Raw genomic sequence first — 16101 nt, forward strand, 5'->3', positions numbered from 1 at the left:
AACGCATGGATGCCGCGTCTATTCCCCCGGTGTCAGGAAGCCGTCCCGCACGAGGGAGCGGATCTTCGGCTCCAGGTCGGCCCACAGGTCCGCCAGCGGCACGTCGAACAGGTCGGCCAGCGCGCCGACGATCTGCGCCACCGTGAGCTCCCCGTCGCACGCGCCGACGAACCCGGCGAGCGCGGAGTCCACCCCCACCGTGCGCGCGAAGCCACCGCCCTGCCGCAGCTCGATCACGCTGGGGTCGTCGTCGCCCGGCATGAGGTGTCTGGCCTCGGTCACGTCGGGCGCCACGAGCAGCGTGGACGGCAGCCCCGCCGCGAGCACGTCGTGCGCCGCGAGCCCCGCGGCGAGCGCCGCGCCCACGTGCGACACCGACTGTCCGAGCCGCTCCACCCGCCGTAGGGGCTCGCCGTCGCCGCGGCGCAGCAGCACGTACCCGAACCCGACCGCGGTCACGCCGCGGTCCGCGAAGTCGTCGAGCCACGCGGTGAGCAGCGGCACGAACGCGGCATCGCGGGGCGTGGTCCCTCCGTCGCGGATCCACAGTTCTGCGTACGCCAGGGGCGTCAGCTCCTCGCGCTCGATCACCCACAGGTCGAGGTTGGCGGGCACCCACGCCTCGAGCCGCGCGAGCCCGGTGACGCCCTGCCGCGACTCCCAGTTGCCGAGCAGCTGCGCGATGCCCCCGCGGGTGAGGTGCGCCGGGGCCGCGCGCACGAACGTCTCCACCAGCGCGTCGCCGACGAGCCCGCCGTCGCGGTACTCGTACGCGGGCACGCCCTCGGTGCGCGGGGTGATCACGAACGGCGGGTTCGACACGATCAGGTCGAACGCCTCCCCGGCGACCGGGTCGAACATGCTGCCGTGACGGAAGTCGATGTTCGTCACGCCGTTGAGCTGCGCGTTGAGCTCGGCGTAGGCGAGGGCGCGGCGGGAGATGTCGGTCGCGACCACCGTTCCCGCGCGCCGGGCGACCAGCAGCGCCTGGATGCCGCAGCCCGTGCCGAGGTCGAGCGCGCGCTCCACCTGCACCGGCACGACGGTCTCCGCGAGGGTGCGCGACGCCCCGCCCACGCCCAGCACGTGGTCGGCGGGCAAGGGGCCGTCCAGCGCCACCTCGTCGAGGTCGCTCGCGATCCACCACTCGCCCACCCCGTCGGCGTCGACGAACGACTGCGGGCGCAGCAGCGCGCACGGTGCGACCGTGTCGCCCTCGACGCGCGCGAGCCCCAGGGCCACGAGTCCATCCACTCCGAGCGTCGGAAGGGCCGACGCGACGGCGGCCTCCGGCTGCGGGAGCCCGAGCACGAACAGGCGGCCGAGGGTCGCGAGCACACCGTCGTCGTCGGCGATCGCGCGGAGGATCGGCTCGCGCATGCCGCGGCCGAGCGCGTCGTCGGCCTCCGTGCCCCACAGCTGCCGGAGCGGGTCCGACCGCAGGTCGGCGGCGTCGAGATCGGCGGCGAGGCGGGCGCTGCGGACGGGGTCGGGGACGGGTGCGGGGGCGTCGGACACGGCCGTCACTCTACGCGTCTTCAGGGTTCTCCTCCCTCGCGCCTCCTAGAATCGCAGGGTCAGTACTCACGATCCGCCCCTCCCCGGCGTTCGAGGAAGACCTTCATGACCGCGATCACCCCCCACACGGGCCTCCGTGTGCGCCTGCGACGGCTGGCGGCCGCGGTGATCGCCGCCTCCGTGTGCGCTGTCGCGGTTCCCGCGGTCGCGGCCGCCGCGGATCAGAAGAGCGACGACGACACCCGCACGGTCGAGCTGCACGTCTCCGCCGGGCTGCGCGGCGTGGTCGCCCCCGGCACCTCCACGTCAGCGGTCGTCACGATCACCAACGGCACCGAGACCGAGCTGAGCGCCGGACGGGTCGAGATCGAGCTCGGCAGCACGCCCCTCACCACCTCCGACGCCGTGAGCGACTGGCTCGACGACGGTGAGACAACCGGCTCCTTCATCTCCCTCGGCGACGAGGCGTCGAAGGCCGCCGACCCGGACGGCATCGCCACGACCACGGTGTTCGTGCCGCAGGAGACCATCGAGACCCTGGCCCCCGGCGTCTACCCGCTGCGGGCGGCACTGACCGGGGCGCGCACGGGCGACACCGGCGGCGAGCGCGCGGCCACGTGGGACACCACGGCCACGAGCGTGCTGGTGGTCAACGCGCCCTCGGCGAGCCCGGTCGGCGTCCTCGTGCCCGTCACCGCTACCCCGGCCGGCGGGGCCCTGCTGACGGCGGAGGAGCTCACGACGCTGACCGCACCGGAGGGCGCGCTCACGGCGCAGCTCGACGGGGTCTCCGGCACCACGGCCGTACTCGCGATCGACCCCGCGATCCTCGCGTCGATCCGCGCCCTCGGCACCGCGGCACCGGAGTCGGCGAGGGAGTGGCTGACGCGGCTCGACGAGCTCCCCAACCCCCGGTTCGCGCTGCAGTTCGGTGATGCCGACGTCACGGTGCAGGCGCAGACGGGCCTGAGCGCGCTGCTGTCCCCGCTGCCGTTCGCCGCCCTCCTCGACCCCGCCGCGTTCCCGCAGCAGCAGGCCACCGCCGAGCCCACGTCCGCGCCGGGGTCGACACCGAGCCCCTCGCCGGGGAGCACGAACGCGCCCGCCCTGCCCGACGACGCGACGCTCACCGAGGTCGACGGCGCTCTCCCCCGCATCGTGTGGCCGGAGGAGGACCTCACCCAGGCCGACGTGACGGCGTTCGCGGGGTACCTCGGCCAGGGCACGACCACGGTCGTGTCGTCCGACACGGTCGGCGGACCCACCGCCGCACACGCCACCGCGGGCGGACAGGACCTGCTGGTGACCGACGCCGCGACGTCCGCTGCGCTCTCGGGCGCCGCCGGGGCGTCGGATCCGGTCGTGCGGCAGCGTCTGCTCGCGGAGGCCGCCGCGCAGCTGTTCCTGGCGCAGGGCGCCACGGGCGGCGCACCGCTGCTGGTCGGACTCGACCGCGACGAGACCCGCACGGCCGACGCACTGCGCGACGCGATCTCCGCCGCCGACTCCGTCGGTTTCGAGCTGTCGACGGTCCGCGCCGCCGCTCCCGTCGCGGTCACGCTGCCGGAGGCGGCCGCCGCCCCCCGCTCGGCCGACCTCGTGAACCTGCTCACCGACGAGCAGTCGCTCACCGCGTTCTCGTCGATCCTGAGCGAGCCCGACGTGCTGCTCGCCCCGGAGCGGATGCGTATCCTGCGCACGATCGCGGTGGGGTCGTCCGACGCCGCGTTTGCCGAGAAGGTCGCGGCCCACCGCGCCCGCACGACCACGACCCTGTCGAGCGTGAGCATCCCCCCGTCGAGCACCATCCAGCTCCTCACCGCGAACGCCGACCTGCCGATCGCGGTGCGCAACGACCTCCCGTGGCCCGTGACCGTGCGGCTGTCCGCCTCGCCGAGCGACCCGCGCCTCGAGGTGAAGCCCATGATCGAGACGGTCGTGCAGCCCCAGTCGAGCACGCGGGTCAAGGTGCCCGTGTCGGCGCGGGTGGGCAGCGGCGAGCTCGACCTCCGCCTCAGCCTGTCCAGCCCCACGGGCGTGCCCATCCAGTCCGAGCAGTCGGTGAGGGTGGCGGTGCGCGCCGAGTGGGAGACGATCGGGCTCGTGGTGTTCGGCGGCCTCGCCGTGCTGCTCATCGCCCTCGGCGTGGTGCGCACGGTGCGCCGCAAGCGCCGGGAGGCCATCGAGGAGCACGCGGTCGAGGTGGCCGTCGACGAGCTGATCGAGGAGAAGGAGGCCGAGGCGGCGGCGCAGGAGCGCGCACTCGACCGCGACGCCCCGCCGACGAAGGAGACCCCGTGACGAGCCTCGGACGCGCGAGCGCCATCATCGGCGCCGGCACCCTGGTGTCACGCCTCACCGGTCTGCTCCGCAGCATCGTGCTGGTGGGCGTGCTGGGCGCCGTGGGCTCGGAGGCCGCCGACGCCTTCACCTTCGCCAACACCCTGCCCAACAGCGTGTTCTCGCTGATCTCGGTCGGCGTGCTGACGGCGGTGATCGTGCCGCAGATCGTGAAGGCCACGGCCGACGCCGACGGCGGCAACGCGTTCATCTCGAAGCTGTTCACGCTCGGCACGGTCGTGCTGGTCGCGACCACCGCTGTCGCGACGATCGCCGCCCCGTGGCTGGTCGTGCTCGTCGCTGGCCGGGCGCCGCTGGAGGCGCAGGCCCTGGCGACCGCGCTCGCCTACTGGTGCCTCCCGCAGATCCTCTTCTACGGCCTGTACGCGCTGCTGGGCGAGGCCCTCAACGCGCGACGCATCTTCGGCCCGTTCACGTGGGCGCCGGTCGTCAACAACATCGTCTCGATCATCGGCTTCCTGATCCTGGGGGCGCTGTTCGCCCCGGTGCCGACGAAGGCGGCGGAGTGGACGCCCGCGATGATCGCCACGCTCGGCGGCACGGCCACGCTCGGCATCGCGCTGCAGGCGCTGGTGCTGCTCGTGTTCTGGCGGCGCACCGGGTTGGCCCTCAAGCCCGACTTCCACTGGCGCGGCGTGGGCCTCGGCACGGTCGGCAAGCTCGCCGGCTGGACCTTCCTGATGGCGTTCGCGAGCCTGGCCGCCGGCGTGCTCCAGGGCAACATCGTGAGCGAGGCCTCCGGTTCGGGCGCCTCCGCGACGGTCACCGCGAACGCGTGGCTGATCTTCATGCTGCCGTACTCCGTGATCGTGCTGTCGATCGGGACGCCCTACTTCACGCAGATCAGCGAGCACGCCGCGGCCGGACGCGACCCCGAGGTGCGCGCCGACATCTCGCGCAGCATCCGCACGCTGCTGTTCTTCATCGTGGCGGCCGTCGCCGCCGTGGCCGCCGCTGCGATCCCCGCGTCGCGCGTGTTCACGAGCTCCGCGCCCGACGCCGAGGCCGCCGCGCTGGTGCTGCTCTGCTATCTCGTGAGCCTGATCTCGCTGACGATCCTGTTCATCGTGCAGCGCACCTTCTACGCCTACGACGACACCCGCACGCCGTTCTGGTTCACGATCTTCCAGTGCGTCCTCATCGTCGCGACGGCGCTGCTCGCGGGCGGGCTGTACCAGGCCGGGGTGATCCCGATCACGATGCTCGCGGCCGCGGTCGCCCTCGGCCAGTCCGTCGCGAGCACCCTGCAGACGATCGTCGCGACCTGGCTTCTGCATCGTCGCCTCGGCGGTCTCGGCGTGCGCACGTGGGCGACCTCGATCGGCCGCTTCGCTGTGGCGGCGATTCCCGCGGGCTTCGCCGGGTGGGGCGTGTTCCAGCTGATGGGCGGCGCCGGCGGCTGGACCGCCTCAGACAAAATCCAGGGCGCCGTGGGCACGGCGATCATCGGCCTCGTCGTGGTCGCGGTGTACATCGCGCTGCTGGCGGCGATGCGGGCGCCCGAGCTGAAGGCGGCGGGCGGCCTGGTGCGCCGTTTCCTCCCTGGTCGCTGAGGCCCGCGCGCGCCTGCCGCTGGGGAATGCCCCGCGGTTACCATGGGTTGAAGCAGTCGGACGTCTTTCGACGGCACCGCCTTTCTAACGGAGATCACATGCGTCAGGTCATCATCATCGGCTCCGGCCCCGCCGGATTCACGGCTGCCATCTACGCCGCACGCGCGAACCTGGAGCCGCTGCTCATCGCGAGCTCGGTCGAGGTCGGCGGTGAGCTGATGAACACCACCGAGGTCGAGAACTACCCGGGCTTCCCGGAGGGCATCCAGGGCCCCGAGCTGATGGCCAAGTTCCAGGAGCAGGCCGAGAAGTTCGGCACCGAGGTCCTGTACGACGACGTCACCGAGCTCGATGTCGCCGGCCCGGTCAAGAAGGTCACGCTCGGCTCCGGCGCCACGCACGAGGCGAAGACCATCATCTATGCGACGGGCTCGGCCTATCGCAAGCTCGGCATCGAGGGCGAGGAGCGCCTGTCGGGCTTCGGCGTGTCCTGGTGCGCCACGTGCGACGGCTTCTTCTTCCGCCAGAAGACCATCGCGGTCGTCGGCGGCGGCGACTCGGCGATGGAGGAGGCGACCTTCCTCACGCGCTTCGCCGACAAGGTGTACGTGATCCACCGCAAGGACACGCTGCGCGCCTCGAAGATCATGCAGGAGCGGGCGTTCGCGAACGAGAAGATCGAGTTCGTGTGGAACAGCGAGGTCGCGGAGATCCTCGGCGAGACCGCGGTCACCGGTGTGCAGCTGCGGTCCACGGTCGACGGCTCGCTGCGCGACCTGCCCCTCGACGGCCTCTTCATCGCGATCGGCAACGACCCGCGCACGCACCTCGTGCACGACAAGCTCGAGCTCACGTCCGAGGGCACGATCTGGGTCGACGGCCGCTCCTCCCGCACCTCGGTCCCCGGGGTGTTCGCGGCGGGCGACGTGATCGACCCGACCTACCGTCAGGCCATCACCGCCGCCGGCACCGGCACGGTCGCCGCGCTCGACGCGGAGCACTTCCTCGCCGACCTGGAGGACACCTCGGTCGAGGTCCCCGCCGCGGAGGCCGCCGAGGTCATCACGGCCTGATCAGCGCCGGGAACACTTTCCCCTCGCCCGTTGTTGTAGCAGGCGAACCTCGAACAAGGAGAACTCTGATGAGTGCAAAGGCAACGAGCCAGGCGACCTGGGAGCAGGACGTGCTGCAGGCCGATGGTCCCGTGCTGGTGGACTTCTGGGCCGAGTGGTGCGGTCCGTGTCGTATGGTCGCGCCGGTGCTGGACGAGATCCAGGCCGACAACCCCGACAAGATCACCATCCTCAAGCTCAACGTCGACGAGAACCCCGAGCTCGCCATGAAGTACCAGATCACGTCGATCCCGGCGATGAAGGTCTTCCACGGCGGCGAGGTCAAGACGACCATCATCGGCGCCAAGCCGAAGTTCGCCCTCGAGAAGGACCTCGCCGACTTCATCGGCTGATCCTCCCGGACGACGAGAAGGGGCCGCACCTCCCGGGGGTGCGGCCCCTTCTGCGTCCCCGCCCCTCAGTGCCGCGGGGTCACGTCGTCGAGGAGCATCCCGAACGTCACGCCGTCGTCCGTCCGATGCAGCTCCGCGAAGCCGAGGCGACGGTAGAACGCGATGGCGCCGGTGTTGCGCGTCCCGGCGGTCAGCTGCAGCCCCGGCACGCCCCGGTCGCGCAGCAGCGTCGCGAGCGTGTCGATCAACCGCCGCCCCCACCCGTGGCCCTGCGCCTCGGGCAGCAGGTCGATGTGCAGATGCGCGGGGTAGCGGTCCACGAACGGCACCCGACCTTCACCGATCCTCCGGGCGAACGCGACGATGGTCGCATCCCTGCCCTCGTCGGCACGGTCGCCCCGGTGCCGCGCCTCGCGGGGAGGCCACCACGCGTGCCGGAACCACTGCTCGTACGCGGTCGTGTCGGGCGCGCACACCACGTACCCGACCACGCGGTCGCCGGCGTCGAGCACGAGACACGTCTCGGGGCTCCACGCCGCGTAGGGCAGCGCGAACACCTCCCCCAGCAGCCGTGGCGAGCGGTAGAGGCCCGTGGCGTCGGCGCCCGAGTCTCCGGTGCGCAGGCACACGGCGGCGAGGTCGTCCTCGTCGCCCACGCGGAAGGGCCGGAGGCGCAGACGCACCTCCGGCCCTTCGGTCGAGCGCTCGGGGCTCACGGCCCTGCCAGCTCGGCGCCCTTGTCGCCGCGCTTGAAGCCGCACGCCCGGGTGGTGCCGGCCAGGCAGCCCTTCGCGAGCATGTTCGCGCTGTAGTAGTCGATGTACCGGAACCCGTAGGTCTCTCCGCGGGCGAAGGCCTGGCCCTGGATGGCTGCCCGCCAGGTCTCGAACGCGGCGTCGGGGATGTCCACGTACAGGTCGGGCGTGAAACCCTCCGCGTCTTCCCAGTTGTCCGCGTGCAGGAACTGCGAGATGCCGTGGCGTCCGTACGGGCTGTCCACGGGGAGAGACGCGAGGAACCGGCCGCGCTCCGCGAGGATCGCCGCGCGCTCGTGGTCGCGGTGGATGCTCGTGGTCCAGTGCGTGATGAGGATCTCGGGCTTCTCCTGCCGGATGATGTCGGCGATCTGTTCCGCGGCGGAGTCGTCGTCGGGCAGGAAGCCGTCGGAGTAGTCCAGCACGCGGAACTCGGCACCGATCGCCGCCGCGAAGGCCTCGCCCTCCGCCACCTTCTGCTTCCGGTACTCGTCGGGCGCGATCGTGGGGTGGCCCCGCTCGCCGTAGGTGCACGCGAGGATGATCGCCCGGTCCCCCTCCTGCACCATCTTGGCGAGGGTCGGACCCGCCGTGAGGTCCATGTCGCCGATGTGCCCGCCGATGGCGAGTACGGTCCTACCCATTGTCATCACTCCGTTTCGTGGGGGTCACTTCATTCCGCTGAGCATGACGCCGCGGACGTAGTACTTCTGCAGGAACAGGAAGATCAGCAGCACCGGGAGGGTGCTGATGACGATGCCGGCCATCACGATCGGCATGGTGCGGTTCGGGTCGATGAAGCTCTGCAGCATCTGGATGCCGACGGGCAGCGTCATCAGGTCGGGGTTCGCGGAGGCGATCAGCGACGACCAGATGTACTCGTTCCACTGGCCGACGAACGTGATCACGCCGAGGGTGATGGCCACCGGCGTCGCCTGCGGCAGCACGATGTTGAAGAACAGCCGCCACTCCCCCGCGCCGTCGATGCGCGCGGCCTCGAGCATCTCGTCGGGCACGCCCACCATGAACTGGCGCATCAGGAAGATGCCGAACCCGCTGACGAGGAACGGCAGCATGAGCGAGACGATGTTGTTCGTCATACCGCCGAACCCGCCCTGGCCGAGGATGTTGTTGCCGCCCACCAGCGGCCAGTTCAGCATGATCAGGAAGTCGGGGATCAGCAGCAGGAACGGCGGCAGCATCATGGTCGCGAGCACGAACCGGAAGATCACGTCGCGACCGCGGAACCGCAGCTTCGCGAGCGCGTAGCCCGCCATCGCGGAGGTGATGAGCACCGACGCGGTGACCACGAGCGTCACGACCGTGCTGTTGAAGAACAGCTTGTCCAGCTGCAGCTGCTCGAACGCGGCGGTGTAGTTGTCCCAGGTCCAGTTCTCCGGGAAGAACCGGTACGGGAAGATGCCGTACTCACCGGGGCCCTTCAGCGAGCTGAAGACCGTGTCGAAGAACGGGACCACCATCATCACGCCACCGATGGCGACCACGAGGTAGGAGATCCACGGGAACGGGTGGCGCTTGCGCTGACGGACGCCCATCAGTCGTCTCCTCCGGTGCGACGGCTGATCCAGAGCTGGAGCAGCGTGATGATGAAGATGATCAGGAAGAGCACCATGGCCATGGCGCTCGCGGTGCCCCAGGCGCCGAACTTGAACGCCTGCTGGTACATCTCGAACGCGGCGACGTTCGTGGCGTTCGCGGGTCCGCCGTCCTTGGTCATCACGATGATGAGCGCGAACGACTGCAGGCCGGCGATGCACTGGGTGATGAAGACGAACACCAGGGAGGGCCGCAGCAGCGGCAGCGTGATGCTCCAGAACGTGCGCCAGGAGTTCGCGCCGTCGATCTCCGCGGCCTCGTACATGGTCTTGTCGATGCCCTTGATGCCCGCCGTGAGGATGAGCACGGCCGCGCCGATCGAGGCCCACGCCTGCACCACGGCGACCGCGGGGAGGGCGAGGTTCGGGTCGGACAGGAAGCCGATGGAGTTCACGCCGAGGGCGTTGAGCACGGCGTTGATGAGGCCGGCCGGCTGGTAGAGCATCTTCCACACATTGCCGATCGCGACCACGGTGGCCACGACGGGGAGGAAGTACAGGAACCGCCAGAATCCCTGGAACTTGAGGCGTTCGATGAGCTGGGCGACGACGACCGAGCCGCCGACCGCGAGGATCACGGCGATGATCGCGAACAGGAACGTGTTGATGAGGATCGGCTGCACGAACGTGCTGTCGATCTGCAGGATCTCCAGGTAGTTCTGGAACCCGGTGAACTCGATCTTCGTGAGGTCGTATCCGCCCCAGGTCGACAGCGACAGGAAGATCGCGAAGAAGGTGGGCAGGATCAGGAAGACGGTGAAGAACAGCAGGGAGGGCGCGAGGAACAGGTAGCCGGCGCGGGCTTCGCGGCGGAAGCGACGCGAACGCGGCTTGGCCTTCTTCCCGACCGTCGTCACCGCGATCGTGTCCTCCGCGGCTTCCTGCGCCGCCGTCATGAGAGTGGGGTTGGCCATCGGCCCTCCGTGGGTGGTCTCGGGGTGGAGGGCGGGGACGCGCGTGGTCCCCGCCCTCCGGTGGTGCTACTGGGCGTCGATCTCCTTGACCAGCTTCGAGAAGGTGGTCTTCACGTCGGCGCCGTTGACGATGATGTCGTTGAGCGCCGTGTTGGTGGCGGTCTTCGCCTCGTAGGCGTTCGACGCGTTCGACTCGGCCATCGCGTAGTCGGCGGCGGCGTAGATCGCCTCGAGGTTCGGCTCCTCGGCGAGGTACTTCGGGCCGAGGATCTCCGCGTCCGTGGTGCGCGGCGGGATCAGGCCCTGCGTGGCGAGGAAGTCGCCGAGGGCGGTGACGCCGTCCTCGTTCTCGTGCGAGTTGAGCCAGCTGAGGAACTTCCAGGCCTCTTCCTGGTGCTGGCTGCCGGAGTTCACGCCGGTGAAGAAGCTGTAGGCGAGGGAGCCCACGTCACCGGTCTCCGGGCCGGGCACGGGGGCGACGCCGACGTTGGCGTAGTCGTCGCCCATCGAGGCCTTCAGGCTGCCGATCCACCAGCCGGCCTGCACGGCCATGGCCACGCCGCCCGTGGGGAACGCCTTCGTCGGCATGATCGAGGTCGAGGTGGCGCCGGTCTCGGCCAGGTCGGACTCGAGCTGCATCACGTCCTCGGCCTTATCGTCCATGGCGGACTTCCCGTCGGCCGCGAGGAACTCGCCACCGGCGGAGTCGAGCAGCGACAGGAACGGGTGCACCGTGTGGTTGTCGCCGTCCTGGATGAGGGAGAGGCCCTGCACGATCGTGTTGCCCGAGCCGTCCTTCTTCGTGGTGGCGTTGGCGGCCTCGACCAGCTCGTCCCAGTTCGCCGGCGGGGCGTCGTAGCCCGCGTCGGCGAGGAGCTGCTTGTTGTAGAACAGCGCGTACGTGTTGAACTCGGTCGGGTATCCGAGGATCTCGCCGTCACCGGTCGTGACCGAGGCGAGCGCCGCGGGGCTGTAGTTGTCGGTGATGTCGGCCGCGACGTCCTTGGGCGGAGCGGAGAGCACGCCGTTGGCCTGCAGCTGCCCACCCCACAGGGAGTACGAGCTGACGATGTCGGCACCGCGTCCGCCGGTCTGGCGCACGTTGAGGGTGGTGAGCAGCTCGTCGAAGTTGACGGCCTGCGAGGTCACCTGGATGTCGGGGTTCTCCTCGTTCCACTGGTCGATGAGGTCGCCGATCCCGGTCTTGAACGGGTCGCTGCCGTAGTGGCTGAGGAAGGTGAGCTTCACGACGCCGTCGTCTCCGCCCCCTTCCGCCCCGGTGGTGCATCCGGCGAGGGCGAGCGCGGCCGCGCCCGTGAGCGCGACGGTGGTCACCAGGCGTCGGCGGTGACGCTGTGCTGCAGACTTCATGTGATTCCTCTCGGGTGGGCCGCGTCAGGCGGCGGTGGGGGCGTGCAGGATCGTGAAGGTGCGAGTGATCTCGAACCCGGTGTTCAGGTACAGGTGTCCGGCGGCGGAGGTCTCCTCGGTCCACAGGAACCAGGCGCTGTGGGCGCCCAGGGCACGCATGCGCTCGAGCGTGAGGTGCAGCAGGATCTTCCCGAGTCCCGTGCCGCGGCTCTCCGGCAGCACCCCGAACGGGCCGAAGCGCTCCAGCACGTTCTCGTACGTGCCGTGCATGGCCCAGCCGAGCATGGCGCCCTCGGGGTTGCGGCAGACCATGATGCGCTCGAGCGACTGTCCGCCGAGCACGCCCTCGCGGATACCGCGCGACCAGTCGGCGTTGAAGGTGCCGGCGATCTCGATCAGGTCGACCAGGTCGTCGCCCGTCGGCGAGAAGAACGTCCAGCCCTGGTCCCGGAGCTCGGCGATGCGGGCGCGCACGTCGTCGGGCATGGCGTAGTCGTTGAGCGTGCGGTCCATGGCGACCGAGGTGTACTGCGTCTGGAAGCCGACGGAGCGCAGGAACGCGTCGGCTTCGGGGTAGCGGTCGGCGTCGAGCCCGGGGAGGAAGTAGTTGGGCGTGTACGACGAGAAGTAGACGGTCTCGACGCCGTGCCCGCGCAGCCACTCCTTCGCGGCGGCCATCAGGGTGGTGGCGATGCCGTGGCGTCGGGCGGACGGGACGACGAAGAAGAACGGGATCCAGCCGGAGGTGGGCTCCAGGTCGTCGCCGTCGGCCGCGATCTGGCGGCGGACGGCGTAGACCGCGCCGACGATGTCGCCGTCGGACTCGGCGAGGAAGAGGCCGTCGGCGTCGAAGTTGCGGTCGAGCAGGATCAGGTCGCGGAACCGCTCGTAGCTGATGCCGTCGGCGGGCGCCGCTTCGGTCCAGGCTCGCGCGATCTCGGGGCCGTCTCCCGCGCGGAAGGTCCGGACGATGCTCTCCATTGATATCTCCTCGGGTGAAGGGGGGTGCGGCAGCGCGATGGGAATGAAAGTACATTCACCGTCGCGTCGATGTCAATAAGTTTTGGCCACGATTAACATGACGGAAATAGTTTTCAGCGTGGGTAGAGCAGCACGTCGTCGCCGTACGCGTCCGCGACTCGCTGAGGCCCCGCGGACAGCGCCGCCAGGTCTCGCCCGGCGTTCAGCGCCTCACGGAGGCTGGTGGACCCCCACAAGCGGTCGAGCGCGTAGCCGGAGTCGCCTGGATCGAGCCGCTGTCCCGCATCCAGGCTGTGCACGTCCTCCGGCGCCGACGTACGGGCGGCCTCCAGCACCGCCAGGGCGGTCCCCACCGGGTCATACGCCCGGTGGTCGGTGATGTGCAGCTGCACGCCCCGAGCGGTCTCCCCCACGTGCTTGTGGAACGTCGGCTGGAAGGCGATGTCGCGGAACAGCACACCCGGCAGGTCGCGCCCGCGCAGGTCCTCCGCGAACGCGGCCGTCAGGAACGGAGCGCCGATGGTCTCGAACGGCCGCGTGGTGCCGCGCCCCTCGCTCAGGGTCGTGCCCTCGACGAGCCCGGTGCCGGCGAACGCGTACACCGAGTCGAGCGTGGGGATGTTGGGCGACGGCGGCACCCACGGCAGTCCGGTGGCGGTCCAGTCCCGCGTGGGGTCCCAGTCCGTCAGCGTCACCACGTGCAGGTCGAGCTCGAGGCCCTCCGCGGCGAGGTCGCGGCGCGCGAAGAGGCGTGCCAGCTCCCCGGCGGTGAGGCCGTGGCGCTGGTGGATGTCGCTGCGCCCCACGAAGCTCGTGAAGCGCTCGCCCTCGATCCCGGGGCCCGCGAGCACGGCGCCGCCCAACGGATTCGGTCGGTCGAGCACGGTGAACGGCAGCCCGAGGCGCGCGGCGCTGCGCATCGCGTCGTACATGGTCCAGATGTAGGTGTAGAAGCGCACCCCGATGTCCTGCATGTCGAAGGCGAGGGCATCCACGCCGGACGCGGCGATCATGTCGTCCAGCGCCGCACCCTCGGTGAGGTAGGTGTCGCTGAACGGGAGCCCGGAGCGTTCGTCGCGCTCGATCGCGGTGCTCTCCCCCGCCTGCACCGAGCCGTCGAGACCGTGCTCGGGCCCGAACAGGTGATGCAGTCGCACACCCGCGGCCGTGAACGCATCGATGTTCCGGGACAGGTCGGGCATGGTCCCGGTGAAGTTGGTGAGCAGGCCGATCCTGCTCCCGGGGATCAGGTCGGCCCGGTCTGCTGCACGCTCCGCTCCGATGCGTAGGCGTGACGTCATGGCGAACTCCCTTGTCTTTCATGAACACACGGAAGTGCCGGTCAGTGCCCGCCCCGCCGCGTTGCTGTCACCTTTTTACCAGCATGAAGCGATTTATGAAAATCATGTTCAGAAGTCTTGTGCGTCGCGCCCGTCCCTGATCCTGCGCCTCCCTCGCCCCGGCGCCGGCCGCGCACCCACCTCGCACTGCCCCCACACCGCCCCCCGCGCTGCAGCGCGCCCGGCCCACGCATCCCCCGCGCCGCCGCATCGCGCCCGCCTCACGCATCGCCCGCCCCGCCACGTCGCGCCCGCACGCCCGTGCATCGCCCGATGCCGTCCCCTCGCCCGCCCAGCCCACGCATTTCCCGCGCCGCCGCATCGCGCGCACACGCCGTTGCACCGCCCCACGCATCCACGCGTGTCGAGCCTCACCGCCGATGCGTGCGGACGCCGCGCGGAGGAATCGAAAGAGCCGTCAGGAGGCGTCGGCGATGCGCGGATCCCACCGGCGGTGGCGCTGCTGTTCGTCGAGCAGTCCCCACACCGCCGGGGTGAGCTCCGGGTACTCCAGGGCGATCTGTCGCAGCACGCGGTAGTGCCGCGCGGCGTTGGGTCGCACGCCGTCGTTCGCGGCGATGTTGTCAGCGCGGAGCAGGTACACCACGAGCTCGTCGACGCTCGGCAGCTCCTCCATGAACTCCCACGGGTCTTCCCCGCCCAGCAGCCGCTCCTGGATCAGCACGGCGAGTTCGTCGGCCGCTTCGGCGCGCAGCACTTCCAGGCTGGCGCGGCGCGGGACGGACTCGGTCATCCGTCCAGCCTACGCGCGTGCGGGACCCCGTCGGCGCTCGACCTTCGCGTCCTCGGTCATGTCCTCGAGCTCCCGGCCCTTGGTCTCGGGCACCTTGAAGAACACGAAGAAGAACGACAACAGGGCGAAGAATGCGTAGAACCCGTAGGCGAACGTGAGTCCGATCTCCGCGAACGCCGGGAACGTCGTGGAGATGAAGAAGTTCGCGACCCACTGCGCGGCGGCCGCGACCGCCAGGGCGCCCGCGCGGATCGAGTTCGGGAAGATCTCGCCGAGGAGCACCCAGACGAGCGGTCCCCAGCTGGCGCCGAAGAACACCACGAATCCGTTGGCGCAGACGAGGGCGACGGTGGCCCAGGGGTCGGGCAGCGTCGCGGTGCCCTGCGCATCCAGCGTGCCGAAGGAGAACGCCAGCGCCATCAATCCGAGGGTGACGGTCATGCCGACCGAACCGACCAGCAGCATGATCCGTCGACCCACCTTGTCGACCAGGAGGATCGCCACGATCGTCACCACGATGTTCGTCACGGAGGTGATCACCGAGGTCAACAGGGCGCTGGACTCGTCGAACCCGACCGACTGCCAGAGCGTCGTGGAGTAGTAGAAGATGACATTGATGCCGACGAACTGTTGGAACACCGACAGCAGGATGCCGATCCAGACGATCGGCTTGAGCCCGAGGCGATTTCCTCGCAGGTCACGCAGCGACTCGGCGCGCTCGGTGTCGATCGTCCCGGTGATCTCCTTGATCTTCGCCTCGGTGTCGATCGTGCCGGTGACGGTCTGGAGCACTTCTGCGGCGCGTTTCGTCTCGCCCTTGCGCACCAGGTAACGCGGCGACTCCGGCAGCCGGAGCGAGACGAGCCCGTAGACGAGCGCGGGGATGGCCGCGACCATGAACATCCAGCGCCAGGCGGTGAGCCCCCACAGCGGCTGATCCGCTTCGCCGGCGATTCCCGCGAGCAGCGCGTCGGAGAGGAGGGCGGCGAAGATACCCGTGACGATCGCGAGCTGCTGCAGCGAGCCGAGTCTTCCGCGGATGGCGGCCGGCGACACCTCGGCGATGTACGCCGGAGCGATGACCGAGGCTGCCCCCACGCCCAGTCCGCCGATCACGCGCCAGATGATGAGGTCGACCACGCTGAAGGCCAGACCGGAGCCGATCGCGGAGACGAAGAACATGGCGGCTGCGACGACCATGACCGGGATGCGCCCGAACTTGTTCGAGATCGGGCCGGCGAACCAGGCGCCGACCGCGCAACCGATCAGCGCGGACGACACGGCGAAGCCCTTGAGGCCGGTACCGAGGTCGAACCCGGACACGTCGCCCGCGAGAGCGTCGACGGCACCGTTGATCACCGCGGTGTCGAAGCCGAAGAGGAAGCCACCCAATGCCGCGGCGATACTGACCGCGATCACACGGCGCTTGATGCTCGCCGCGTCAGCTGCTCTGCTCATGACCTACCCCCGCAT

The 16101-nt window shown here is 70.1% G+C and carries 14 protein-coding genes; 4 read left to right on the plus strand and 10 right to left on the minus strand.

Annotated elements, in window-relative coordinates; genetic code table 11:
* Positions 1–18: 18 nt before the first annotated feature.
* Positions 19–1527 (minus strand): class I SAM-dependent methyltransferase, encoded by a 1509-nt coding sequence (locus ACFV3I_RS01640; RefSeq protein WP_378822232.1) that lies wholly within the window; start codon positions 1525–1527, stop codon positions 19–21.
* 96 nt (positions 1528–1623) lie between these two features.
* Here ACFV3I_RS01640 and ACFV3I_RS01645 point away from each other — a divergent pair, with 96 nt between their 5' ends.
* The 4 genes from ACFV3I_RS01645 to trxA all read left to right on the plus strand — a co-directional run bounded on the left by ACFV3I_RS01645 (position 1624) and on the right by trxA (position 6897).
* Positions 1624–3819, plus strand: coding sequence for a DUF6049 family protein (locus ACFV3I_RS01645; RefSeq protein WP_378822233.1), 2196 nt, complete (start codon positions 1624–1626; stop codon positions 3817–3819).
* Entirely contained in the window at positions 3816–5432 is a 1617-nt protein-coding gene (gene murJ / locus ACFV3I_RS01650; protein ID WP_378822234.1) for a murein biosynthesis integral membrane protein MurJ, read from the plus strand. Before ACFV3I_RS01645 ends, murJ begins: the two co-directional genes overlap by 4 nt.
* Positions 5433–5530: 98 nt before the next feature.
* Positions 5531–6505, plus strand: a complete 975-nt coding sequence (trxB, locus tag ACFV3I_RS01655) for a thioredoxin-disulfide reductase (protein ID WP_378822235.1) — start codon at positions 5531–5533, stop codon at positions 6503–6505.
* Between the two features lie 68 nt (positions 6506–6573).
* Positions 6574–6897, plus strand: a complete 324-nt coding sequence (gene trxA / locus ACFV3I_RS01660) for a thioredoxin (RefSeq protein ID WP_136033773.1) — start codon at positions 6574–6576, stop codon at positions 6895–6897.
* A gap of 65 nt (positions 6898–6962) precedes the next feature.
* Here trxA and ACFV3I_RS01665 read toward each other — a convergent pair whose 3' ends face one another.
* The 9 genes from ACFV3I_RS01665 to ACFV3I_RS01705 all read right to left on the minus strand — a co-directional run bounded on the left by ACFV3I_RS01665 (position 6963) and on the right by ACFV3I_RS01705 (position 16086).
* A complete protein-coding gene (locus ACFV3I_RS01665) occupies positions 6963–7613 on the minus strand; it encodes a GNAT family N-acetyltransferase (protein WP_247638033.1) in 651 nt (216 codons plus the stop codon).
* Positions 7610–8296 carry a PIG-L deacetylase family protein gene (locus ACFV3I_RS01670; RefSeq protein WP_136033771.1) on the minus strand — a complete coding sequence of 229 codons (687 nt, stop codon included), beginning with the start codon at positions 8294–8296 and terminating at the stop codon, positions 7610–7612. Before ACFV3I_RS01670 ends, ACFV3I_RS01665 begins: the two co-directional genes overlap by 4 nt.
* Positions 8297–8320: 24 nt before the next feature.
* Positions 8321–9208, minus strand: a complete 888-nt coding sequence (locus ACFV3I_RS01675) for a carbohydrate ABC transporter permease (RefSeq protein ID WP_136033769.1) — start codon at positions 9206–9208, stop codon at positions 8321–8323.
* Positions 9208–10182, minus strand: a complete 975-nt coding sequence (locus tag ACFV3I_RS01680; RefSeq protein WP_205812707.1) for a carbohydrate ABC transporter permease — start codon at positions 10180–10182, stop codon at positions 9208–9210. Before ACFV3I_RS01680 ends, ACFV3I_RS01675 begins: the two co-directional genes overlap by 1 nt.
* A gap of 66 nt (positions 10183–10248) precedes the next feature.
* Positions 10249–11553 (minus strand): extracellular solute-binding protein, encoded by a 1305-nt coding sequence (locus ACFV3I_RS01685; RefSeq protein WP_136033767.1) that lies wholly within the window; start codon positions 11551–11553, stop codon positions 10249–10251.
* Between the two features lie 24 nt (positions 11554–11577).
* Positions 11578–12534 carry a GNAT family N-acetyltransferase gene (locus ACFV3I_RS01690; protein WP_136037082.1) on the minus strand — a complete coding sequence of 319 codons (957 nt, stop codon included), beginning with the start codon at positions 12532–12534 and terminating at the stop codon, positions 11578–11580.
* A 113-nt stretch (positions 12535–12647) separates the two neighbouring features.
* Positions 12648–13835 carry an exo-beta-N-acetylmuramidase NamZ domain-containing protein gene (locus ACFV3I_RS01695; RefSeq protein WP_247638034.1) on the minus strand — a complete coding sequence of 396 codons (1188 nt, stop codon included), beginning with the start codon at positions 13833–13835 and terminating at the stop codon, positions 12648–12650.
* A gap of 457 nt (positions 13836–14292) precedes the next feature.
* Complete coding sequence (locus ACFV3I_RS01700) at positions 14293–14628, minus strand: tryptophan synthase subunit alpha (protein ID WP_136033761.1); 336 nt, start codon at positions 14626–14628, stop codon at positions 14293–14295.
* A gap of 9 nt (positions 14629–14637) precedes the next feature.
* Entirely contained in the window at positions 14638–16086 is a 1449-nt protein-coding gene (locus tag ACFV3I_RS01705; protein ID WP_206252159.1) for a sugar porter family MFS transporter, read from the minus strand.
* Positions 16087–16101 lie beyond the last annotated feature (15 nt).

The sequence above is a fragment of the Microbacterium sp. NPDC059771 genome (assembly GCF_042732495.1).
In the GTDB taxonomy this organism is placed as follows: domain Bacteria; phylum Actinomycetota; class Actinomycetes; order Actinomycetales; family Microbacteriaceae; genus Microbacterium; species Microbacterium sufflavum.

What these genes read in the sequence shown, in the direction of transcription:
- ACFV3I_RS01645 (WP_378822233.1), top strand. Translation starts at nt 1,624, where the DNA reads ATGACCGCGATCACCCCCCACACGGGCCTCCGTGTGCGCCTGCGACGG.
- trxB (WP_378822235.1), top strand. Translation starts at nt 5,531, where the DNA reads ATGCGTCAGGTCATCATCATCGGCTCCGGCCCCGCCGGATTCACGGCT.
- trxA (WP_136033773.1), top strand. Translation starts at nt 6,574, where the DNA reads ATGAGTGCAAAGGCAACGAGCCAGGCGACCTGGGAGCAGGACGTGCTG.
- ACFV3I_RS01670 (WP_136033771.1), bottom strand. Translation starts at nt 8,296, where the DNA reads ATGGGTAGGACCGTACTCGCCATCGGCGGGCACATCGGCGACATGGAC.
- ACFV3I_RS01675 (WP_136033769.1), bottom strand. Translation starts at nt 9,208, where the DNA reads ATGGGCGTCCGTCAGCGCAAGCGCCACCCGTTCCCGTGGATCTCCTAC.
- ACFV3I_RS01680 (WP_205812707.1), bottom strand. Translation starts at nt 10,182, where the DNA reads ATGGCCAACCCCACTCTCATGACGGCGGCGCAGGAAGCCGCGGAGGAC.
- ACFV3I_RS01685 (WP_136033767.1), bottom strand. Translation starts at nt 11,553, where the DNA reads ATGAAGTCTGCAGCACAGCGTCACCGCCGACGCCTGGTGACCACCGTC.
- ACFV3I_RS01690 (WP_136037082.1), bottom strand. Translation starts at nt 12,534, where the DNA reads ATGGAGAGCATCGTCCGGACCTTCCGCGCGGGAGACGGCCCCGAGATC.
- ACFV3I_RS01695 (WP_247638034.1), bottom strand. Translation starts at nt 13,835, where the DNA reads ATGACGTCACGCCTACGCATCGGAGCGGAGCGTGCAGCAGACCGGGCC.
- ACFV3I_RS01700 (WP_136033761.1), bottom strand. Translation starts at nt 14,628, where the DNA reads ATGACCGAGTCCGTCCCGCGCCGCGCCAGCCTGGAAGTGCTGCGCGCC.
- ACFV3I_RS01705 (WP_206252159.1), bottom strand. Translation starts at nt 16,086, where the DNA reads ATGAGCAGAGCAGCTGACGCGGCGAGCATCAAGCGCCGTGTGATCGCG.